Raw genomic sequence first — 21344 nt, 5'->3', positions numbered from 1 at the left:
ATGTACTCTTTTTCACCTAAAAAGACAAAAATGGATGGGTTAGTTAAACCCATCCATCTCGTGTTTAGATTGTGTGGCCAGCGAAACCAATACATACATGAAAAAAGAGATGATAATCGGAAAGATGACCGTATGCATATCCAAATAGTTTGGAGCAAAGCTATGAAATAAAATATACGCCAAAAGTCCCGAAATCATGGAAGCGAACGCACCGGCACCATTCCCCTTTTTCCAGTAAAGCCCCAATACGATTGGCCAGATAAAGACCGATTCAAGGCCACCGAAAGAAAATAAATTAAGCCAGATGATCAAATCAGGCGGACTTAATGCAAGTAGAAAAACAAGTATCCCCGTTACACTTGTCACCCAGAAACTAATCGTCTTAATTTGTTTTTCTTTAGCATCTTTGTTAATGAAATTCATATAGACATCTTTTACAATTGCGGATGAAACAATCAACAGCAAAGAATCGACCGTTGACATGATGGCAGCCATAGGCGCTGCCAGTACTATACCCGCAAGCCAGGGTGGGAGAACCTCCAACGCAAGGAGCGGCATGACTTTATCTGCCACTTCGATTCCCGGAACGACAGCTCTTGCAAGTACACCAATAAGATGCATGCCAAGCATAATAGAACCAACGACAATCGTGCCGATGATCAATGCCCTGTGCAGGGACCGGGAATTTTTATAACTCATCGCCCTCACAGCTACTTGAGGTAGTCCAACGACACCTACTCCCACAAGAATCCAGAAAGAAGAAATATACCTGGCACTCAGTTCCCCATTCGGCCCGTGAGGACTTAATAAATTAGGGTTTTCAGCCTGGAGATCCATCATGATCTTTTCCATCCCCCCACCTGCCATGATCGTGGCTACTAGGAGAATAAGTGTCCCTCCAAGCATGACCACTCCCTGAATGGCGTCTGTGACGGCAACCGCGCGGAATCCTCCTATAATGACATACACGAGAACCGATACAGCAAAGAGGAACAGAGCCGCTTCATAACTCAATCCCGTCAATGATTCAATGAGTCTAGCACCGCCTACCCACTGGGCAATCATAGCCGAAAATAAAAATAGGATGATACTGATGGCAGATAAAATAGTAATCTTGTTGCTTCTGTAACGACCTTGTAAATAATCGATTAATGTCACAGCTTTATACTTTCGTGACATGATGGCAAACTTTTTCCCCAGAATCAGGAGGACAAAGTACCCAGTCACAACCTGACTCATGGCCAGAAGCACCCATGATAACCCATATGTATAGGCAGCTCCCGGTCCGCCAATGAAACTGCTGGCACTTCCGTATGTAGCGATCATTGTCATCGCCAGGATAAACCCTCCGAGCTGACGGCTCCCGAGGAAATATTCCTGTACAAACGAATTTGATTTGCTAACATTTCTGGCTGTATAAATCCCCACTATAAAAATCAATAGTAAAAATGCAAATAAGGGAATCAATGCCATACTATTCATGGTCACCCTCCTCTTCGTCAAAAGGAATATCAGTCAGAAGGAGTTTAACGACAGCAATCACTAATATGACCATTAGGAGAAAGCCAACAATGCAACTATAGAAGAACCATGCAGGCATCCCAAGGATCCAATCGTAATCTGTAACAGACTGACCTCCGAGCCCGAATGCAAACCCATACCACCATAAAAAATTTATAAGAACGAGGGCAATCCCAATCAATGCTTCGTGGTTGGCCACCCGAAACCGTTTATCGCTTTTATCGTTCACTTTCCTTTATCCCTCCTTTATTGAAACATCCTTTAACAATTTACGACAGGATGACAGGAAATGCAAGAAAAAGTCAGGCCTGAAGCAAATGCTTCAGGCCTGACTTTTCATTTAATAAAAGGGGGGGTTTTCATGAATCACTCTCTTATATGAAAGAGGGGGAACTCTTTTGTTTAGTGAGAATGATTTTCAATATCATTGTAATATCCCCAAAATAAAAAGTCAATACAGAAGATTATTTAGATGAAGGAAAATATTGGTGATTAATGAATAGAATTGTGGTAAAATTCTAAATTGTACTCACGTAAAAAAGAGATAAATTGAGGGGGAATCATAGTGAGAGCAAAACTTAAAGCTTTTGGAATACCCATCGTGTTAGTCCTTTTGTGTATTGGGGCACTTTTCTTCCATCAGCTGCTAAATGTCAAACAACAGCCGGACCCGGAGTGGAGCCGGTCCATTCCTCTGGGATACCAATCTGAAGAACGTCCACTTTCCTTTTATGGGGAAGAAGGGCTCTTTCTTGCAAGCAAAGGAGAGGTGGTTCAGTATTCATTAGATGAATCGTTGAATCCAACGAAAGAAAACACACTCAATACCAGTGTTACACGAGGCAAACCCTTCTGGTCAGATGGGAAGAATGTTGTACAAATAAAGGATGATCAACTCATTCTTTCAGGGGATGATCAAGAAAAAACAATCGACGATAACGTAACAGGGATCAGTACATCTGCTCAGGCTATATATTATTGGAAGAATGAGGTTCTCTACTCTTTCAATCCAGATGACCTAACCACTAAAGAGGTATTCAGATTCAAAGGTGAAGTCCAGGATACATACATAGGAACGAACGGAAGTGCCGTACTTCAAATCAGGCAGGATGATGCACATTCAATCCTTTATTTCATGGATGAAGGTCTGCAATTGGTAAAGCTCCCATTCGCTATCGTCAATTCTGCAACGAGCCACCATATTACCGGCCTGTCTTTTTCAAAGGCTAACAATCAATTAAACGTTTTGTATAATGAAGAGATGCGGGCTCAAGGAACCTTATCCTATAAAATTTTCAAATTAGAAACCCCGATTGATGATATTGGAAAGGATATACTCAAACCTAAAAAGCTAAAATTCACCAATCAACAATCAGGCTATCCATTGGAAAGTCCTCGATCCGTGCAGTTCGCTTCCATTGACGGAAAGCCTTCCATTCTCTTTACATCGGAGAGCCATCGAGTAGGGGATCAGAATGCTATCAGCCTGTATGTGGCTCCATACAATGAATCCACTACGTTTGCAGCCTCACCGATCAGCACAACCAAGCACTTTACCTACTCACCTGTGCAGATCACGGAAGAAAGTATTGCATGGCTCGATTATGGCGGTGATTATTATGAATTATTCGGAGCATCAAAGAACAAAGAAGCCATTATGAAGAGTACGGAATGGTCGAAACGAAGCGTAAAAGAAGCGGTTAATAATGCTGTCCTCATGCTGTTCAGCAGTTTAATCACCATTTTGGTATCGTTTTATTGGGTCCTTCCTTCCCTGTTTGTCCTGATTCTCCTTTATATGTTCAAACCGAATATATTTGAGAAGGAGGAAATTAACTGGGTAGAATATGCTTCCATCATTCTGTTTATCCTCATGCCATTGACGTTCATCGGTAAAGCGATGGGAGATTATTTCTACTTTTCCGCACCAGACTACCTCACGTTTACAGGAAGTGAGTATGTCCTACTGCTGGTCATAAGCGCCCTTACTGCGCTTCTTTGGAAAGTTGGACGAGATCCAGATTGGGGAACATTCGGAGGCGTATTTTACTTCATGGGAATTTACATTCTCCTTTACGTCTCATCCATTGGACCTTACATCTTTAATTTGTTTTAATTTTAAAACACGCTCAGGAGTTTCCTGAGCGTGTTTTCTTACCATTACTCTTCTTCCTTCCAATGCTTTCGCTTATAAAAATACATATAGATCGTGATGCAAAGTGTCAGCCATGCTCCGCCTGCAGTAAAGCCCCCTAGTATGTCACTTGGGTAATGGACACCCAAATACACCCTGCTCAGTCCTATTAGTAAGACCAGGGTGGCAACCACCATCACACTAGCCCATTTATACCGCTTACGATCCGATGCACGAAAAAGAATGAATGCCAGGGAACCGTAGAAAATGAATGAACTCATGGAATGACCGCTAGGAAAACTATATCCCCCCTGTTGGATCAACGCCTCTATATCAGGGCGCTCCCGTTTAAATATCCATTTTAACAGTCCATTGAAACCAGCCCCCGTGACGATGGTGATCGATACGAATAGAGCTAGGGGATACTTCTTCATAAATAAAAGGATGAGCACGACACATACAGTGAAAACGGTAATTCCCTTTATTCCTCCCAAAAAAGTGATGGAGGTCATGATTTCCGTTAATTTGGGTGAAATCGTTCCCCTGACAATGTCGAATACTCCATTATCGAACCGAGCAATTTCATTTTCTTTCCATTCTTCAACAATCGATACGAATCCCCAAGTAAATACCATCAAACACACGAATGATACAGCGACAAAGACGCCTTGTTTGATATGTTTCTCCTTCAAGACTTCTTCCTCTCCCTTACCTCACGGCTTCTATTGAGCTTTTTTCTTTGAAGTCGTTTTCTTTTTGGTTGTTTTCTTCGCCTTTTTAGGCTTGGACGATTCAATGGATGCTTGGAGTGCCGCCATTAAATCTGTTACGTTTTCTTTAGGCTGCTTTTCTTTGGATGTGACCATTTTTTCCCCTGTCTGTTTTGACTCTATCAGTTGACTTAATCGTTCTCGGTATTGATCTTTATAATTTTCCGGCTGGAATTCTGTCGTCAATTGATCGATGAGCATGGTAGCGGTCTTTAATTCTTTCTCTGTTATATCATCCTGTTCGGGCACATTCGGGACATCCCCTGTTCCCCTTACCTCATCAGGATAATGGATGGTTTCCATAACGAGTGTTTGCTCATATACACGTACGATGGAAAGCTGTTCCTTCGACCTCATCGTGATTTTGGCAATCCCTACTTTCCCTGATTCCTGAAGGGCTTTCCTCAAGAGGGAATAGGCCTTCTTCCCACCTTCATTCGGAGAAACAAAATAACTTCTATCAAAGAAAATCGGATCGATTTCCTCCATCTTGATAAAGTCCACGATTTCCACTGCCTTATCTCCACTTGCTTCCTTCAACTCTTTCAGTTCCTCATCTTCAAGCACAACAAATTTACCTTTTGTCACTTCATAACCCTTCACAATATCGGCTTGATCCAATTCTATTTCACACGCAGGGCATACTTTTTCATACTTAATTGGAGTATGGCACTCCTTATGAAGTGACCGCAGCTTGATATCTCGATCTTCTGTAGCAGCATGAAGTTTTATGGGGATGTTCACCAGTCCAAAACTGATGGAACCTTTCCAAATGGTATGCATATCTTTCATTACCCTCCTTTTCACAAACTAATCCCTTATTCATATCATTTAGTTCCCCGACTTTCTTCATCCCCTTAAACATATGGAAATATTTCTGCCCTTTAACGGACACACTACAACTAAAAATCAAGGTGAAGATGATGAAACCGATGCTCCCTACATTGCGCCACGAACTTCCTACAGGTAAAGATTGGCATTACGAAGTAAAATATGATGGATTCCGCGGAATTCTCTGCATTCAATCACAAGATCAAATTAGCATGCAAAGTCGGAATGGGAAGGAACTCCTTGTTCATTTCCCCGAAATCAAAGAGCAAATCCACACATTATTGAAGGAAATTGATTTTTCCCTTCCACTAATATTCGATGGAGAAATCGTATTATTACGATCTCCGTTCAGTACCGAGTTCCAGGAATTGCAGGTAAGGGGCAGGATGCGGAATGAACAAAGAATCCTTGATGCTGCAGCCAAGCGACCAGCAGCATATTTAGCATTTGATATCCTTCAGTCCGGGAATAGCTTGTATATGCATGAACCTTATCGTTCGAGAAAAGGTAAATTGAAAGAAGTGTTCACCCAGCTAGGAATGCCTCTTGAACCAAACCCCGCTCACCCATCCTCTTTGCAAATGGTTCCTGATTACAAGGACTTCGGGAAGGTGTGGGAGCTTGTAGAAAAGGAAGAAGGGGAAGGTGCGGTCGCAAAGAAGACAGGAAGCAAATGGGAAGAGGGTCAACGAAGTACCAATTGGTTGAAAAAGAAGAATTGGAAGTACTGTAAGTGTTTCATCACTGCTTTGGATGAATCGAATGATTATTTTCACATAGGTGTATTTCATCATGATCAGGTACTACCGATCGGGCTATTCCACTTTGGACTTTCTGCAGATGAGAAGAAAACGGTAATAAGTGCGATCAAACAAAATCACACAGAAAAAAAGCGCTCTCTTTACTATATAGATCCAGCTATTGTCGTAGAGATTTCATATTTACACTGGCAAGACGGGCAGCTCAGGGAACCTCACTTTAAGCAATTCCTATTTTCCTCAGAGCCTGAAGACTGCACATTCCATCAATTCAAAATGGATGAGGCTTCACTACCCAGAGAAGTAGATATAACTCACCCAGAAAAGGAGTTGTTCCAGGATGTACACATAACGAAATTGGATTATATTCGGTACCTCCGAAAGTTATCAGTGGTGATATTACCATTCTTAAAGGATCGGCCTTTAACCTGTATTCGATACCCACATGGTATCTTCGGTGAGTCCTTTTTCCAAAAGAATGCTCCGGACTACTCCCCTGATTTCGTTGAAACACATAGGGAAAATAACATCCATTACACCCTCTGCAATAACCTGGCAACATTGATTTGGCTTGGAAATCAGCTGGCTCTGGAATTTCATGTACCCTTCCAGAAAGCCAAAGAAGAATTTGTTAATGAAGTAGTCTTTGATTTGGATCCTCCGTCTAGAGCCCATTTTTCACTTGCCGTTAAAGCAGCGAGGATCATGAAAGAATTATTCGATGGGTTGAGCCTTCAAAGTTTTGTTAAAACGTCCGGCAACAAGGGATTACAAGTATATATTCCGATTCCCGACGGATACTCATGGGAGGACACAGCCCTGTTTACTGAATTCATTGCAACCTACCTTGTATCCAATTTTCCTGAAGATTTTACGATTGAACGCTTAAAGAAGAATAGGAATGGAAGACTTTATGTCGATTATATTCAACACGGGGAAGGGAAGACCATCATCGCCCCCTATTCATTGAGGGGGAATGCTGAGGCATTGGTGGCGACTCCTTTATGGTGGCATGAAGTGGACGATGATCTTAACCCGGAATTATTCACTATAGATGTTGTGTTGAGAAGATTTCAACAATTTGGATGCCCCTTTATTGAATACGACAGGGTAAAAGAACAACAGCCATTCGGCAAAGTGATTGAGTTTTTAAAAAAGCAGTCCAAAAAATAAGAAAGAGAGTGCCTGTAATAAAGGGCACCCTCACTTCTATCATGGCATCACGCACTCAAGAACACTTTACTTTCAACGATTGATTTAGCATGATTCTCTAAGAGCTCATATGCTCCTTCTTCCGTGAATTCCTGTCTGGACATCTCATGAAAATCCTCAGGATGTGAAATAGACAATTCAATTTGAGATTGATAAAGATACGTAGCATTCCCAATCAATTCCATATTATACTTCCCTTCGGCCAATTCGTTTACGATGACACGGACCTTCCCTCCGTTGTTATACACATCGATTTCCTTGCCGAACTCATTCTCTCCAAGTAGGCAGGTAACAAGACTTGAAGCCGACATCGCTGTACCGCATGCATTTGTGAAGCCAACACCTCTTTCAAACGTACGGACATAAATGGATCCTTGCTCTAATGGATATACAAAACTCACATTGACTCCATCAGGAAATAAATTATTTGGGCCATTCACCGTTTCCGCAATGGTCTTTTGCTCATTCGAGAGAATATGCTCTGTGCTTACGACACTGATCAAATGAGGGTTTGGTACTGCGAGGGCTGAAAAAGTCAAACGATCCGAAATCTCAGGAATGCTTTCATTCAACAATGTTTCCCGATCCAAGTTCATTGGTAAAGTATCCAAACCAAAAAGGACAGGGGAGATTTCAACATTATACGTCGGGATGTTTTCAAAAATGGTATCCTGAGTTGACACACGGAGATTTGCTTTCATCGTTTGAATGATGATGGACTCTTTGTCCAGCAGCTCACATACATAACGCCCTACACATCTCAGCCCGTTTCCGCACATCGATGCTTCAGAACCATCTGCATTAAAAACCCTCATTCTCGCATCACAATCATCGCTGGCTAGTACAAACAGAATGCCATCGGCTCCAAGAGCAGACTGACGATCACATAATGCAAGGGCTAGATTTTGTCTTGCTTCATCTGAGAAATCATATCCATTGGTCATTTCATCAATAAGTAAAAAGTCATTTCCAGAACCATGACATTTAATTAGATTCAAGTTCATCGTGAATCCCTCCACGGTAATTTACTAGTAAACTATTCATAATAGTCTTAGCTTGCCACAAACAGGCTCTTTTCGCAATCATCTTCCTTGTAATTTAACAAAAGAAATAATCCGGCTGGATGGCGAAAGCATTTAACAGTTGAATTATCCCCCTCTTTTCGAGACAATGAATGTGGTGATGTTTATGAAAGAAGAATACCATTTTCGTTTTCAAGTCCGGAATGTAGAAGAATCCTCTGATGAATACCAATCAAGGGTTGTGACCACTTTTGCCCGCATCTATAATGACAAAAAAGACCTTGTGCATGAAGGTCTTTTTCGGGTACGTTTTAACAGCATCGGAATCTACCCATTCCCTGCCGATGTAGCCAGGCAAATTTCATCAAAGAATCTGCAACGGCTTCTTCTGATGGAGTTGAAGCGATATATCAAGCCCCAGAGGAAATATTTGACTCCCGGTGAATACAAACCTGTATGGTAAGCTATTTCAACTCCGATACTTCTTGGGTCAGGAGCTCCTCCGTCCATTTACAGGAATGATGATAGCTTTCCATCACTTCCCTCTTATTAAACTTCAAATTTTCCATTATTATTTCTGTCATGGCCCAGTCCGCTTTCTCGACGGAGACGACGAGTTCGAGTATCTGCTTTAAATCGTTCCTTGAACCTGTTAATGCATTACAAATATCATCATTCAATGGCAAGTCCTTCAGGATACGATCAATCGGCATGGATAAAATGGTTTCCATCAATGAAAACATTCCTGTCAGGAAATAACTTGATTTCATTGATGAGCGTTCATGTTTATCTGCCAGGAGTTCGCACATTTTCGCTCTCGTCAAACATAATGTAACCACTTCATTTTCCAGTTGCCTTCTCTTACCGACTTGTTCCCTCACAGCCAGCACATAAATCCACCGCTTGATTTCAAGAAGTCCTAAAAGAACGATCGCCTGTCGTATGGAATGAATCTTATGTTTCGGTCGGTATGCGGGGGAATTGATCAATTTCAACAGTTTATAGGATAAGGAAAGATCCTGCTCAATCAACTGACTGATCTTATCAATGCTCGGTTCCGTCATTTCGAGACTTTGGATAATCGAGTAATAGGAGTGAAAATACGTCGGTACATCATGAGTGGCAATGATCTTCGGTTTACTGAAGAAATAGCCCTGAAAGAAATGATACCCTTTCTCCATCGCTTCTTCATAATGGCTCATGGTTTCCACTTTTTCAGCAAGAAGCCTGTACCCCAATACATTAGAGAGAACTTCAATACTACCGCGTTCAGCTTCGGTTGTATTCAAGAAATCAACCTTTACGTAATCCGCCAATTTCATTAATTCCCTATCATATGGATTCGATTCATTGAATATGAAATCGTCTAATGCAATCTTATATCCCAAGGCTTTTAACTCATGACAAACCTGTACTACCTCGGAATTCGGGGTGACACTTTCGAGGATCTCCACGACGATCTCCCTTGGATTAAAGTATGTCGGGACTCTCAGCTTAAGGAGATTTTCTGTAAAATTAATAAAGCATGGCTTCCCAGCTGATAGGCTTTCAAGCCCGATATTCAAATAACTGTTAATGATGACGTCTGCAGTCGCCTGATCTCCGTCAATATTAGGAAATATATTAATCTCATTATTTCTGTAGAGAAGTTCATACGCCACCGTTTCTTGATGACGGTCAAAAATAGGCTGCCTGGCTACAAATACTTCCATCAAAACCACCTCTGCTTTACTCCTGAACGATCTATAAATAAATAGTAAAAAAGATACATATATCCCTTTTATAGTAACAATAAACACGTAGAAAGTCCAAGTAATTTGACAGTTGTTGTAAAGAATACGAGATGCCCATAGCATCTTGCCTGATTTCCATTGGTTACAGTGATTTTCGAAAAAATTCACAAATAAAATGCCCATCACCATGATTTTCATCATGATGATGGGCAACTCTACTTATAATTTTCATCGCTTTAATGAATCGAATGAACAAAGAAATTCATAAGAAACAGTGCAGCAATAATATATAGAGGAACGGATACTTCACGAGCCTTCCCGGTAGCCAGCTTCAACACTGGATATAGAATAAAGCCGATGGCAATTCCGTCTGCGATGCTGTACGTAAACGGAATCATCGCAATGATAAAAATGGCAGGGAATGCCTCAGTCAGATCACGAAGATCCATATGTCGAATATTCTGGATCATCAAGCCGCCGATGATAATCAGGATCGGGGCGACGGCATGGTCCGGAATCCACTTCAAATAAGGGATGAACAACACCGATCCCAAAAATAAGACTCCTGTCGTCAAGCTCGTCAACCCAGTACGCCCACCTGCCGTCATCGCTGCAGCACTTTCCACCGTTGAGACTGTTGGACTCGTCCCGAAGAATCCGGACGTAAAAGCTGAAAATGCGTTGGCTTGAAACGCTTTGGAATATTTATGCGGTTGATCGATCATATCCGTATGTCCGTGAACGAGACCGATGTTTTCAAATACCAGAACCATCGTTACTGAAAAAACCGCAATCCAAAATGGGATTTCCATAATGGCACTGAACGATATTTGACCAAAAACCTGACTGTATTCACTTAAATGAAATGAGCCTGATTGAATGGAAGGCTCGATCCCAAATATGAATCCAAGCAGTGTCCCAAAGGCGATACTCCATAAAAATTGCCCTTTTACATTGCGTATGAAAAGAAAAATCGTCACCAGGAATGTCAACACCGTGGCCAACACCTTTAGTTCCCCAAAATCACCGATCGTGATAATGGCACTGTCCCCTCTTTGAATGAGACCGCCTTTTTCTAGACCTATGAACATCAAAAACATCCCTAACCCTACGGTAATGGCTTCTTTTAATGTTTTGGGAATGGCTTCCGATAATACTTTTGAAAGCTTTGTAAATGCAATAATCATGAAGAGTATCCCTGAAATCACTACGACAGCTAAAGCTTCCTGCCACGAAAGACCTGATGATTTTACAAGTGTGAACGTAAACATTGCATTAATCCCCATACCTGGAACCAGTAGGATGGGTGCATTTGCCCAAAAGGCCATCACCAAACATCCGACGAAGGAGGCAAGAATGGTTGCCATGACCGCTCCTTCAAATGGAATTCCAGCTTCAGAAAGAATTAAAGCATTCACAGCGATAATGTAGACAATCGTAAAATAACCGATCGCACCTGCCATCATCTCCTGTTTCATCGTGGTACCGTGATCCTTTAACTGAAAAATACTTCCACGTGCTTTCATATTATAATCTTCCTATAAAACTGCCCTCTCCCTACCCGCTCCTCCCCAAATAGGGGGAGCCACAAAATACTATTTTAGCAAAAGGTCTGACGTTTGCCAATATGTATTTTTGTGGAGGATTTTGGTTGCTTTTTTTTTTGAATCGATGGTGGATGTTGGTGTGTGTTGATGATTGCCGCTTTACGGGGAAATCGATTGTGAATGATGGATTAGTTGCTGATCTCTAACGCAAAACCAGCTGAAATGAAAAAGAATCAAGCGGCTTTCATTGATAATCCAGCCGTTATCGTGAATAATCGGAGCTATTTAACCAGTAATCTTGCCGTTTTTGGAAAAATACGCCGTTTTACAAATAATCCCACAAACTCTTCCATGACACGAGCATTTCTCTTCCAAAGCTCCATTAACATGTCCGTCCCTCTCAAAAAAAAAGCCTCCCACAGAGGAGGCTCCTTCAATCCTATCTTATTTGTCTATTTCACGAATCAGGTTCGCCATTTCAATAGCTGATACTGCAGCTTCCCATCCCTTGTTTCCTGCTTTCGTGCCTGCTCTTTCGATGGCCTGTTCGATGGTGTCTGTAGTGAGTACACCGAATATGACTGGAACTTCTTCCTGAAGGCTTAGATTCGCCACTCCTTTTGCCACTTCTCCGCTTACGTATTCAAAATGAGCAGTCGCTCCGCGAATGACTGTCCCAAGTGTAATAACTGCATCGTACTTTCCTGATCGCGCAAGCTTTTTGGCGATCATAGGAATTTCGAATGCACCCGGTACCCAAGTGACGGAAACATTATCTTCGTCAACTCCGTGGCGCTTTAACGCATCTTCCGCCCCACCTAGAAGCTTTGATGTAATAAACTCATTAAAACGGGACACGACAATGGCCACTCTTAATCCTGAACCTACTAAATTACCTTCATAAATTGTCTTCATTGTTTATTCCTCCTGTTTATTATTAAAATTTAAGTAAATGCCCAAGCTTCGCATGCTTTGTTTTTAAATACTTTTCGTTTTCGAATTTAGCCGGAAGTTGAATCGGCACACGGTCTACTATTTCTAATCCGTATCCGTTGATGCCGGCAATTTTCCGTGGATTATTGGTCAGTAACCGAATCTTTTGTATACCTAGATCTCTAAGGATCTGGGCTCCGATTCCATATTCCCTCAGATCAGCTCCAAACCCCAATTTATGATTGGCTTCAACAGTATCATAGCCCTGTTCTTGAAGTTTATAAGCTTTTAATTTGTTAATCAGACCAATGCCACGGCCTTCCTGTCTCATATAGAGAAGTACGCCTTTACCTTCTTCTTCAATTTGAGTCAGTGCTGTAGCAAGCTGCGGTCCACAGTCACAGCGATTGGAACCGAAAACGTCACCTGTCAGGCATTCGGAGTGAACACGGACGAGTACATCTTCATCCTCGGACCATTCCCCTTTTACAAGTGCGATATGTTCTTTCCCTGTAAGGTTTTCTGTGTAAGCAACTGCCTTGAAGTTTCCGAATTCCGTTGGAAGTTCAATTTCCACTTCTCTCGTCACGAGCTTTTCTTTTTTGCGTCTGTACCTGATCAAATCTTCAATCGAAATGATCTTTAGATCCCACTTCGATGCCAGTTTCACTAACTCAGGCACCCTTGCCATCGTGCCGTCTTCATTCATGATTTCACAAATGACGCCGGATGGCTTTGCTCCTGATAGAGCAGCCAAATCGATGGCGGCTTCTGTATGTCCTGCCCGTTTTAGTACACCACCTTTTTTGGCGACGAGGGGAAATACGTGACCTGGACGTTTAAAGTCCTCGGGCATCGATTCAGGGTTCAGCAATTCCTGGATGGTTGCGGATCTCTCGAACGCACTGATCCCGGTTGTTGATGATTTATGATCCACTGATATCGTAAAAGCTGTACCATGAGGATCTGTATTTGAAAGTGTCATCGGCGCCAGCTTGAGTTTCTGTGCGATCTCCTCAGTGATCGGGGCGCAAATCAGTCCTCTTCCCTCTTTCGCCATAAAATTTATGACATCAGGAGTAGCCTTATCCGCAAGGGCAATGAAGTCACCTTCGTTTTCCCGATTTTCATCATCGACCACAATGATGACTTTCCCTGCCTTCAGGTCTTCTATCGCTTCTTCAATCTTATTAAACATGGGGCAACCCCTCCTATTAGTCAGCGAAACCATTTTGTGATAAAAAATCATAACTGATGCTGCTTGAATTACTCTTGGATTGTTCTTTTGCTTCATAGAAACGATGAAAATACTTGGCCATTACGTCACACTCAATATTGACAGAATCGCCCACTTTCTTTTCACCGAGGACTGTGTCTCCTCTCGTTTGAGGGATCAACGAAATCGTAATGGTATGATCGTTCACACCGAAAACGGTAAGGGACGTACCGTCAATTGCGACTGACCCTTTCATGATAAACAAATGACTCTGATGGTCCGGAATGGAAATGTCCATATACCATGCATTTTCGACGACTTCCACTCTCGTAATCGTTCCTACTCCGTCGACATGTCCGTTAACGAAATGCCCTCCGAAACGACCGTTTGCAGCCATCGCACGCTCGAGGTTCACTTTAGAACCACGGGATAAGTTTCGAAGCGTGGTGCCATCGAAGGTTTCAGGCATCACATCTACTTGAAATTGCCGTGTGCTGAATGAGGTGACGGTTAAACAGACACCATTTACACTGATGCTGTCACCAACCTTTACGTCTTCCAGTACACGCTCAGCTCTAATGGTCAATTCCATCGAAGAAGAAGATCGCTTCAACCGTTCAATGGAGCCGATTTCTTCAATAATTCCAGTAAACATCCTTTCCCCTCCTATCCATTAAGAATGCGTATTGGGAAGAGCAACAATCTTAATGTCCTTTCCTATACGTTCAAAGCTTTGAATCTCCATTTCCAGACCTTCTGCCATCGTAGGAAATCCTTCCCCTCCAAAACTCGTAAAGGCAGTGCTTCCACCTATAAGCTTTGGGGACATGTACATGATTAATTCCTGGAAGGCACTTTCCTTTAAAAAAGCAGAATGGATCGTTGAACCGCCTTCTACGTATAGGGAACCGATATTTCTGGCTCCCAGTTCGTTCAGAACGGAATGGATGTTAATTCTCTTCTCTGAAAGGGTGACGATTTCACACCCGGATTGTAAAAAGGGCTGCTTTTGTTCTTCACTGACGGAACTTCCTGTGAAGATTAGTGTTGCACTTTCGTCGTCTTTCACTACATGTGAGTGTAGTGGTGTTCGGAGATAAGTATCTAATATGATTCGAATGGGGTTTTTTCCACCTTGGGGCAAACGGGTGGTAAGGAGTGGGTTATCTTGAATAACGGTATTGACTCCTACTAGTATCGCGTCATGCCGGTGACGATCATAGTGGACATCAGTTCTTGATTCTTCGGAGGTGATCCATTTGCTGTCACCTGAAGCAGTAGCGGTTTTCCCGTCCAATGTTACGGCTGTTTTAAGTGTTACATACGGGGTACCGTGTTGAATAAAGTGGAAGAAATGTTTATTTAGTTCGCGGGCTTCCTCCTCACATTCTCCCACCAACACATCGATGCCTGCATCCCTCAACTGTTGGATTCCCCGCCCTGCCACGAGGGGATTAGGATCACGTGTTGCAATATGAACGCTCTTTACACCACTTGAAATGAGCAGTTGGGAACATGGAGGAGTTTTCCCATAATGGGAACATGGTTCAAGGGTGACATAAACGTCGCTTCCTTTTGCTTTGTCCCCTGCATTCCTCAACGCATTCACTTCCGCATGACCTTCTCCTGCTTTCAGGTGGGCTCCCATCCCGACAATTTCTCCATTGTTGACGACCACTGCCCCTACCATGGGGTTTGGTGACGTCTGGCCCTGGGTGGACGCTGCCATTGAAAGGGCAAGCTTCATATAATGAGAATGGTCCAATTGAATGACCTCCATTCTATTTGTGAATTAATATCCTAAAATAAATAAACCCCAAGTAACGTTTCTACTTGGGGGAAGTTGGCATGACTGAATAAAGCATCCACTCGATGAAATTAAAAGGAAAAATCATCCATGATAAATACATGGATTTACTCACTTCATCAATTGAATACTGCCGTTCCTTCTCCCATCCAGACTTTCACTGTCGGCTTTGGAATTTCACCAAATCCACCGTCTAATAACCATTAGCCGGGTCACGGACTGAGAGCAATTGCTCATCACCGCCGGTAGGGAATTTCACCCTGCCCCGAAGGAAACCTATTCGATTATCATTATTCTATCATAGTTTCAGTGATGAAATCATGTATGAAGATCAAATATTTTAATTTTGTAAAAAATCACCCTGACGGTACTAGGGTTTTTATTAGAATCCATACTAAATGGAGGAAGCCTCTACCTGAATATGAGGCATCCTCCGTTCTTTATGTTAATAACAATCTGCATTCCTCCGCACATGTAAAACACGCTTTGGCACAATCTTTACAATGCTGCTGGTCATGTGCATGGCATTCTGTTCCACACATCTCACAAATGTGCACACAAAGGGTGAGGATTTGATGAACAAACTTACTGCTTCGCTCCATGGCATTAATGGCATAGGAGCAGATTTCTGCACACTCCCTATCGAGTTCTATACACATCATCATCGGTTTTTCTTCCTTTAGGCATGCATGATAGCACACATTGCATGCTTCCTTGCACCGCTCTAAAGCCGATAAGCATGATTTGTAGTCAGCATTCACCTTACCACCTCCATAACTTCCCTTTTAGGATGCCCAAAATCCATCTTATGAATGAGTCAGGAAGTGAGAAAGTAGTCACTATCTACGTACCATAGAAATATCAAGAGCCAATCGAATTCCTCATTGTACGTTTCATAAAATGAAACGTAACTGTGATGGGAGTCGAACAACCGTTGAACACTTTGAGGAAGGTACCCCTTTTGTAGAGACAGGTAATTCTTCTCCTTATAATTTAAGATCCACCTCTTATTACCTTTGTAGATGAGGATGGTGTCTCCCTCCTCACTCTGCCATTCGATAGCGGTCGAACTCTGGTATTTCAAATGAAACATCATCATTGATTTGGGATGCTCCACTTTTAAGATCCTGCTCCATTTTGAGAAAGGTAGCGGCCGTTTATCCCTTCTGTGAAACAGGTATTGCTTAGGATTATTGATCATCGATGTGCGTTGAATGAAATAGTCGGACCATCCGTTGGTTTTCAAGTAATAAGACCCTTCTTTTGTATGGACGCCTACATATGCATGTTCTGAAACGGGCAGCTTTTCATAAAATAGTCGTTTTGCCTTTTTTAATTCCTTCTTCAGACTGTAGCTGAGGTAAAGATTAGAGAACGCAGGGATGAAGATCAGCAGAGGAAAATAATACAATTGTTGAATCACAATCAGCATCCCTACCCCAATGAGGAAATACATGACACTTCGGAAAAGGAACGTATATTGTTCATTTTTGTATATATGATAGAGGTTCATGAAATGCTCGTCCTTTCAAGGAATCTCTATCATATGTATGTACTAAATCCGGAAAAGAGACCATAATCAAGGAAAAGGCGAAGGAATAACGGGACACTCATACTGGATGAGTCGTTCCGTCAACCCTTCGCCTTCTCTTTACGTGGGAATAAGTTCACCTGACCGGTTCCAACCGACTATCTGTTTCAATTTTGATTCTGCATCATGATAGCCCTGCCAGTACAACTCGTCCAGCTTCTGTGGATTTTTTTCAATCCTGCTTACTTTAAGGGGGTGCTGAGGCTGGATGACTAATACTTCTCCCCTTTTTTCTTTTATTTCTATATCTTTTATTGTTTGATTATATCGCATATACCGGTTCATTAACGTTTTGTGCAATTCGGGATATTGAGGGTACTTCCTTCTGATCAAGAACGAAAATCTTGAAGGCTTTTTGTAATATCCTCTATTTCTGGTCAAAATAACGACATTCTTCTTGAACCCGTCTTCCTCTGCTTTTCCAATGGGGACAGGGTCGCTTATCCCTCCATCTAAGAGATGATGAGATGCGAATTCAACGACCGGAGCAACAAAGGGGAGGGAACTTGATGCGCGAATAATGGTAAGAAGCTCTTCTCCATATTCTTTTCTTGAAAAGTAGGTTGGTTTTCCTGTTTGGCAGTCCGTTGTACCGATTACGAATTCTGCTCCATTTGAGTGGAAGGCGTTGTAATCGAAGGGAACAAGTTTATTTGGAATCTCATCAAAGACATAGTCCATTCCAAATAATTCGCCCGTCTTCCAGTAATTCCTCCATGATAAATATTTAGGATCGCGGATGAAATCGACATTCACTTTTTTGTTGCGGCCATTTTGCTTTGATAAATAGGAGGCAGCATTACATGCTCCTGCAGAGACACCGATGACATAGGGGAATTCTATCCCATTTTCCAAGAAAAATTCCAACGCACCAGCCGTATAGATCCCCCTCATTCCACCGCCTTCAAGAACAAGTCCAGTTTCGTTTATCATCATTTCTTATTCACCCGCCTTTGGCTGTAATAAATACTGCTTTACTTCTTGAGGATAAAGGTTGATTCCAGAGAGTTCATCTAGGGATACCCAGCAGGGAAAATAACTTCCTCTTCCCCTTCCAGCATCGTATTCTTCCCCTTTTCCTGAACCGAATAAACCACTATATTCTCCCACAAAATAATACGATTGTGTATGATTATGCTTGAAGGACAACGCGTGTTTCAGCCCAGAAACGATGATTCCCAATTCTTCCTCAGCTTCCCGGATTGCCGTTTCGATTTCGGTTTCACCCATCCCCATACCTCCTCCGGGAATCACGTAATAAACTTCATCATCCCTATTTCTTTTGATGACTGCCAAGTGGTCATCTTCGATCAGTATGATCCCTACACGATGTCTCATTTACCTTCCTCCATAGGAATCAACTTAGCGTTGCACGTCTTTTCATAGAATTCAATGGGGCCAGCTTCTATTAACATTGCATACATATATCCCTTTTCTTTCATGCTTTCTAACGCAGCATAAAGGAGACGCCTTCCCACTCCATCATGTCGGAAATCCGGCAGTACCCCCATCGGACCGAATACTCCCTTTTTGTCCATGAATACATCATAAGCAGCAAAACCAATGAGTCTCCCTTCTACCTCTGCCTTATAGATAGGAATGAGAGGATTATTGGATTGAAAGGCATTCCGTAGAGTATCAGACCAAACCTCTCCGAAATGACTTCCCGACCAGGATAGGAAGTGCTCTTTCTCATATGCTTGAACAGAACTTATTTTAACCTGGTCAGCTTTTCTCAAGGACCAATCTCGAGTCAATAGATGAACGGACAAATTCCTGGCTACGGTAACAGATTGGATAATGCTTTCCTGAGGGACAATCTGAAGCCCCTGCTCCAACTGCGGCTGTTCTGATAGAAGTGAGAAAAATGCCTTTATTATATGCCCTTCATTTAGATAAGTTTGGTTGTATCTCTTCATGATGTTAACCGAAACATTCCATATATTGAGAGTATTTAATGAGACGGGCATAGAATGTGAGTCAATCACAATGCCGGAGGATGGTTCAGGGGAGAGTGTTTTCAATAATCTTTCTAACTGCTCCGAATACGGTTCTAGAAGATCATGCATTTCCCTTAAAGTCCCTTCTTTTACGAGAGCAGCTCCCAAGAATAGGTCAATACTTTGGATGTACGTGTGTTGATTTCTTTCAGCAAGCTCGTGTGCTTGTTTGATTAATTTGTGAACCTTATGTGTTAAACAGGGGACAATCATTGGTCTTCCTCCTTCCTCTATCACCATTCGACATAAAACAATGAATTCCTTTTCCGATTATGCATGAGGTCCGTCCCTCTAAAAAATACGAGCTGACGGCATCGCGTCAGCTCAGTTCTTTTTTCTTAAAGAGGGTCGGGGTGATGAGTAGGATGATCAAGGATAATATCATGGTCAGGATGATGGTTTCTGTAAGAGCTTCATCCCATTGAGATTGCAGGATCAGTTCATGAATATAATGGACCAGCTGTCCAGGCGACCATTTTAACGTTTTGGTCATATACCCTGATAGGAAGGTAATCAACATGGTCGATCCGATTGTATAAAATGCCGTAAGACCCGGCGATTGTGATAAGCTGCTGAAAAAAATCACCAATGTCAAGATAAAAGTCAGCCATAATCCGTAAACGATAAACCCCTTGAAGAATAGACCGACGTTGATTCCATCAAATAATAGATGGATGTAATAGTAACCGGATAGCATCCCAAGGCTGTAGGAAAACCACACCAGAACAAGTGCGGCTGCCCACTTGGAATAAATATAGGATGTGTATGACACGGGTTTCACAAGAACCAATACCGCATTACCACTTTTTCTTTCTCCAGCCACCGTCCCCATGAACCCTAACACGATGACCAGAACACCAAATGTGCTGAATTGACTTATGATCGATAAGAATACTTCACCTGATGACGGTGTAGGGATGGATATGACTGTACCTTCTGGAAGATCCCCCACCGATTGTAAAATCTCCGGCATGTAATAGGCTGTTAACGGTTCCGTCAACCCGAATAAGATGAACACGGCCGGTATCCAGATCACCTTGTAATTACGTATCAGTTCCAATATTTCTTTCCTGAATAAAACCAAGCCGATTTTCATCTATTCATTACCTCCATGAAGACTTCTTCAAGACTTTGTTCACTGGTCTCAAATTTGGTCACTCCCCATCCATTTTCAGAGATCATGGAAAAGATCCTGGACCGGTCCCGTTCCAGATCCGTTACATTAAAGGAAATCTGATTTCCATCCGAAACGATGTTGTGCATCCAGTCTTTCACCTTTAGAAAATGAACAAACTTCTTGCTGTCTTCATTGAAATGCAATTTCATCTTCAGCCTGTGGTGTCTTGCCTTCACTTCCTCGATCGGGCCGTCTTCTATCAGTTCACCTTTATGCAAGAATAGCACTTCATCACATATTTGTTCAGCGTCGTTTAATATATGGGTTGAAAACAAGATCGTCGTTTCTTTTTTTAACGTTTTTAATAATTCCAATACTTCCCTTCTGCCGAAAGGATCCAATGCCGAAACAGGCTCATCAAGGATGAGGAGCTTAGGCTTATGAATAAGGGCTTGAGCAATACCGAGACGCTGCTTCATCCCACCTGAATAGTGACCTACCCTCCGATCCTTCCCTTCCTGTAAGCCTACCATTGAAATAAGTTCATCTGCTCGCTGCCGTGAGTCACCTTTTGACAATCCTGAAATTTCACCGGAGAATACCAGGAATTCGTTTCCCGTCATCCACTCAAAAAACGCTGGATATTGGGGAAGATACCCGATTATTTCACGTATATCGTCAGAAGATGAAGTTGTTCGAATGCTACCGCCTGTTGGTCTTAACAATCCAGCAAGCATATTTAAGGTCGTCGTTTTCCCTGCTCCATTTGGACCTAACAGAGCTGTACAAGCCCCTTCTTTCAACCCGAAGGAAATGTTTTTAACCGCATAATTCCTGTATCTCTTCTCGAGATAAGCCACTTCCAGGACGATCATCGATTTTGCCCTCTTCCAAATACAAAATAGATGACCGGACCGATAATATTGATGAACAGGATGATTAATAACCAAAGCCATTTTGGTCCTTTGGTTGACTTGATGCGGATCAGATCCACCACTGCCACCACTATAAGAATGAATTGTATGATGATGACGGGAGCTAATAGTCCCCAATTGACAGATTGCAATGCTTGTTGTAATTCGCTCATGTTTCTCTTCCTCCTTTTGATTATCATTGATTAGACGCAGGAAGAAGAGAATCGTTCATTTATTT

Annotated in this window: 22 protein-coding genes and 1 riboswitch; of the genes, 3 read left to right on the top strand and 19 right to left on the bottom strand. The window is 42.2% G+C overall.

The window, feature by feature from the left end; translation table 11 throughout:
• Positions 1 to 39: 39 nt before the first annotated feature.
• Both panF and LCL96_RS06140 read right to left on the bottom strand, forming a co-directional pair.
• Complete coding sequence (gene panF, locus LCL96_RS06145; RefSeq protein ID WP_224940539.1) at positions 40 to 1482, bottom strand: sodium/pantothenate symporter; 1443 nt, start codon at positions 1480 to 1482, stop codon at positions 40 to 42.
• Positions 1475 to 1750 carry a YhdT family protein gene (locus LCL96_RS06140; RefSeq protein WP_224940538.1) on the bottom strand — a complete coding sequence of 92 codons (276 nt, stop codon included), beginning with the start codon at positions 1748 to 1750 and terminating at the stop codon, positions 1475 to 1477. Before LCL96_RS06140 ends, panF begins: the two co-directional genes overlap by 8 nt.
• A gap of 336 nt (positions 1751 to 2086) precedes the next feature.
• On the opposite strand from LCL96_RS06140, the gene LCL96_RS06135 reads away from it, so the two are divergent.
• Positions 2087 to 3637: a hypothetical protein gene (locus LCL96_RS06135; RefSeq protein WP_224940537.1), complete on the top strand. Its 1551-nt coding sequence runs from the start codon at positions 2087 to 2089 to the stop codon at positions 3635 to 3637.
• A gap of 44 nt (positions 3638 to 3681) precedes the next feature.
• Here the strand turns inward: LCL96_RS06135 and LCL96_RS06130 are convergent, their stop codons facing one another.
• Both LCL96_RS06130 and LCL96_RS06125 read right to left on the bottom strand, forming a co-directional pair.
• On the bottom strand, positions 3682 to 4347 hold the full coding sequence (locus LCL96_RS06130) for a phosphatase PAP2 family protein (protein ID WP_224940536.1): 666 nt from the start codon (positions 4345 to 4347) through the stop codon (positions 3682 to 3684).
• A gap of 30 nt (positions 4348 to 4377) precedes the next feature.
• On the bottom strand, positions 4378 to 5208 hold the full coding sequence (locus LCL96_RS06125; RefSeq protein WP_224941312.1) for a Ku protein: 831 nt from the start codon (positions 5206 to 5208) through the stop codon (positions 4378 to 4380).
• 137 nt (positions 5209 to 5345) lie between these two features.
• Between LCL96_RS06125 and LCL96_RS06120 the strand changes: the two genes are divergently transcribed.
• Positions 5346 to 7187: a DNA ligase D gene (locus LCL96_RS06120; RefSeq protein WP_318246401.1), complete on the top strand. Its 1842-nt coding sequence runs from the start codon at positions 5346 to 5348 to the stop codon at positions 7185 to 7187.
• Between the two features lie 47 nt (positions 7188 to 7234).
• Here the strand turns inward: LCL96_RS06120 and dapF are convergent, their stop codons facing one another.
• Positions 7235 to 8230 carry a diaminopimelate epimerase gene (gene dapF / locus LCL96_RS06115; protein WP_224940535.1) on the bottom strand — a complete coding sequence of 332 codons (996 nt, stop codon included), beginning with the start codon at positions 8228 to 8230 and terminating at the stop codon, positions 7235 to 7237.
• Positions 8231 to 8414: 184 nt separating this feature from the next.
• Between dapF and LCL96_RS06110 the strand changes: the two genes are divergently transcribed.
• Complete coding sequence (locus tag LCL96_RS06110) at positions 8415 to 8711, top strand: hypothetical protein (protein WP_224940534.1); 297 nt, start codon at positions 8415 to 8417, stop codon at positions 8709 to 8711.
• A 1-nt stretch (position 8712) separates the two neighbouring features.
• Here LCL96_RS06110 and LCL96_RS06105 read toward each other — a convergent pair whose 3' ends face one another.
• From LCL96_RS06105 to LCL96_RS06040, 14 genes are all read right to left on the bottom strand, one after another.
• Positions 8713 to 9960 (bottom strand): EAL and HDOD domain-containing protein, encoded by a 1248-nt coding sequence (locus LCL96_RS06105; RefSeq protein ID WP_224940533.1) that lies wholly within the window; start codon positions 9958 to 9960, stop codon positions 8713 to 8715.
• Positions 9961 to 10217: 257 nt separating this feature from the next.
• Positions 10218 to 11507, bottom strand: a complete 1290-nt coding sequence (locus tag LCL96_RS06100; RefSeq protein ID WP_224940532.1) for an NCS2 family permease — start codon at positions 11505 to 11507, stop codon at positions 10218 to 10220.
• 465 nt (positions 11508 to 11972) lie between these two features.
• Positions 11973 to 12443 carry a 6,7-dimethyl-8-ribityllumazine synthase gene (ribE, locus tag LCL96_RS06095; protein ID WP_224940531.1) on the bottom strand — a complete coding sequence of 157 codons (471 nt, stop codon included), beginning with the start codon at positions 12441 to 12443 and terminating at the stop codon, positions 11973 to 11975.
• 22 nt (positions 12444 to 12465) lie between these two features.
• Positions 12466 to 13659, bottom strand: coding sequence for a bifunctional 3,4-dihydroxy-2-butanone-4-phosphate synthase/GTP cyclohydrolase II (locus LCL96_RS06090; protein ID WP_224940530.1), 1194 nt, complete (start codon positions 13657 to 13659; stop codon positions 12466 to 12468).
• A gap of 16 nt (positions 13660 to 13675) precedes the next feature.
• The gene (gene ribE, locus LCL96_RS06085; RefSeq protein ID WP_224940529.1) at positions 13676 to 14332 is read right to left on the bottom strand and encodes a riboflavin synthase; all 657 of its coding nucleotides are present in this window, start codon (positions 14330 to 14332) and stop codon (positions 13676 to 13678) included.
• Positions 14333 to 14350: 18 nt separating this feature from the next.
• Positions 14351 to 15424 carry a bifunctional diaminohydroxyphosphoribosylaminopyrimidine deaminase/5-amino-6-(5-phosphoribosylamino)uracil reductase RibD gene (ribD, locus tag LCL96_RS06080; protein WP_397550371.1) on the bottom strand — a complete coding sequence of 358 codons (1074 nt, stop codon included), beginning with the start codon at positions 15422 to 15424 and terminating at the stop codon, positions 14351 to 14353.
• A gap of 193 nt (positions 15425 to 15617) precedes the next feature.
• Positions 15618 to 15761: riboswitch (FMN riboswitch) on the bottom strand.
• Positions 15762 to 15924: 163 nt separating this feature from the next.
• Positions 15925 to 16245 (bottom strand): four-helix bundle copper-binding protein, encoded by a 321-nt coding sequence (locus LCL96_RS06075; RefSeq protein WP_224940527.1) that lies wholly within the window; start codon positions 16243 to 16245, stop codon positions 15925 to 15927.
• A 56-nt stretch (positions 16246 to 16301) separates the two neighbouring features.
• Complete coding sequence (locus LCL96_RS06070; RefSeq protein WP_224940526.1) at positions 16302 to 16997, bottom strand: hypothetical protein; 696 nt, start codon at positions 16995 to 16997, stop codon at positions 16302 to 16304.
• Positions 16998 to 17135: 138 nt separating this feature from the next.
• On the bottom strand, positions 17136 to 18008 hold the full coding sequence (locus LCL96_RS06065) for a patatin family protein (RefSeq protein WP_224941310.1): 873 nt from the start codon (positions 18006 to 18008) through the stop codon (positions 17136 to 17138).
• 6 nt (positions 18009 to 18014) lie between these two features.
• Positions 18015 to 18413 carry an NUDIX domain-containing protein gene (locus LCL96_RS06060; RefSeq protein WP_224940525.1) on the bottom strand — a complete coding sequence of 133 codons (399 nt, stop codon included), beginning with the start codon at positions 18411 to 18413 and terminating at the stop codon, positions 18015 to 18017.
• Positions 18410 to 19288 (bottom strand): GNAT family N-acetyltransferase, encoded by an 879-nt coding sequence (locus tag LCL96_RS06055; protein WP_224940524.1) that lies wholly within the window; start codon positions 19286 to 19288, stop codon positions 18410 to 18412. Before LCL96_RS06055 ends, LCL96_RS06060 begins: the two co-directional genes overlap by 4 nt.
• Positions 19289 to 19394: 106 nt before the next feature.
• Complete coding sequence (locus LCL96_RS06050) at positions 19395 to 20171, bottom strand: ABC transporter permease (protein ID WP_224940523.1); 777 nt, start codon at positions 20169 to 20171, stop codon at positions 19395 to 19397.
• Positions 20168 to 21067, bottom strand: coding sequence for an ATP-binding cassette domain-containing protein (locus tag LCL96_RS06045; protein WP_224940522.1), 900 nt, complete (start codon positions 21065 to 21067; stop codon positions 20168 to 20170). Before LCL96_RS06045 ends, LCL96_RS06050 begins: the two co-directional genes overlap by 4 nt.
• Positions 21064 to 21279, bottom strand: a complete 216-nt coding sequence (locus tag LCL96_RS06040) for a PLDc N-terminal domain-containing protein (RefSeq protein ID WP_224940521.1) — start codon at positions 21277 to 21279, stop codon at positions 21064 to 21066. Before LCL96_RS06040 ends, LCL96_RS06045 begins: the two co-directional genes overlap by 4 nt.
• Positions 21280 to 21344 lie beyond the last annotated feature (65 nt).

Origin of the sequence: Rossellomorea aquimaris (assembly GCF_020172085.1) — a bacterium.
In the GTDB taxonomy this organism is placed as follows: Bacteria; Bacillota; Bacilli; order Bacillales; family Bacillaceae_B; genus Rossellomorea; species Rossellomorea aquimaris_E.
Note: the sequence above shows the minus strand (reverse complement) of the source record. Positions and strands in the feature narration are given on the sequence as shown.

Bases quoted from the DNA above. Each gene is read 5' to 3' on its own strand.
- panF (WP_224940539.1), bottom strand. From the start codon at position 1,482: ATGAATAGTATGGCATTGATTCCCTTATTTGCATTTTTACTATTGATT.
- LCL96_RS06125 (WP_224941312.1), bottom strand. From the start codon at position 5,208: ATGCATACCATTTGGAAAGGTTCCATCAGTTTTGGACTGGTGAACATC.
- LCL96_RS06120 (WP_318246401.1), top strand. From the start codon at position 5,346: ATGATGAAACCGATGCTCCCTACATTGCGCCACGAACTTCCTACAGGT.
- dapF (WP_224940535.1), bottom strand. From the start codon at position 8,230: ATGAACTTGAATCTAATTAAATGTCATGGTTCTGGAAATGACTTTTTA.
- LCL96_RS06110 (WP_224940534.1), top strand. From the start codon at position 8,415: ATGAAAGAAGAATACCATTTTCGTTTTCAAGTCCGGAATGTAGAAGAA.
- LCL96_RS06105 (WP_224940533.1), bottom strand. From the start codon at position 9,960: ATGGAAGTATTTGTAGCCAGGCAGCCTATTTTTGACCGTCATCAAGAA.
- LCL96_RS06100 (WP_224940532.1), bottom strand. From the start codon at position 11,507: ATGAAAGCACGTGGAAGTATTTTTCAGTTAAAGGATCACGGTACCACG.
- ribE (WP_224940531.1), bottom strand. From the start codon at position 12,443: ATGAAGACAATTTATGAAGGTAATTTAGTAGGTTCAGGATTAAGAGTG.
- LCL96_RS06090 (WP_224940530.1), bottom strand. From the start codon at position 13,659: ATGTTTAATAAGATTGAAGAAGCGATAGAAGACCTGAAGGCAGGGAAA.
- ribE (WP_224940529.1), bottom strand. From the start codon at position 14,332: ATGTTTACTGGAATTATTGAAGAAATCGGCTCCATTGAACGGTTGAAG.
- ribD (WP_397550371.1), bottom strand. From the start codon at position 15,424: ATGAAGCTTGCCCTTTCAATGGCAGCGTCCACCCAGGGCCAGACGTCA.
- LCL96_RS06070 (WP_224940526.1), bottom strand. From the start codon at position 16,997: ATGAACCTCTATCATATATACAAAAATGAACAATATACGTTCCTTTTC.
- LCL96_RS06065 (WP_224941310.1), bottom strand. From the start codon at position 18,008: ATGATAAACGAAACTGGACTTGTTCTTGAAGGCGGTGGAATGAGGGGG.
- LCL96_RS06060 (WP_224940525.1), bottom strand. From the start codon at position 18,413: ATGAGACATCGTGTAGGGATCATACTGATCGAAGATGACCACTTGGCA.
- LCL96_RS06055 (WP_224940524.1), bottom strand. From the start codon at position 19,288: ATGATTGTCCCCTGTTTAACACATAAGGTTCACAAATTAATCAAACAA.
- LCL96_RS06050 (WP_224940523.1), bottom strand. From the start codon at position 20,171: ATGAAAATCGGCTTGGTTTTATTCAGGAAAGAAATATTGGAACTGATA.
- LCL96_RS06045 (WP_224940522.1), bottom strand. From the start codon at position 21,067: ATGATCGTCCTGGAAGTGGCTTATCTCGAGAAGAGATACAGGAATTAT.
- LCL96_RS06040 (WP_224940521.1), bottom strand. From the start codon at position 21,279: ATGAGCGAATTACAACAAGCATTGCAATCTGTCAATTGGGGACTATTA.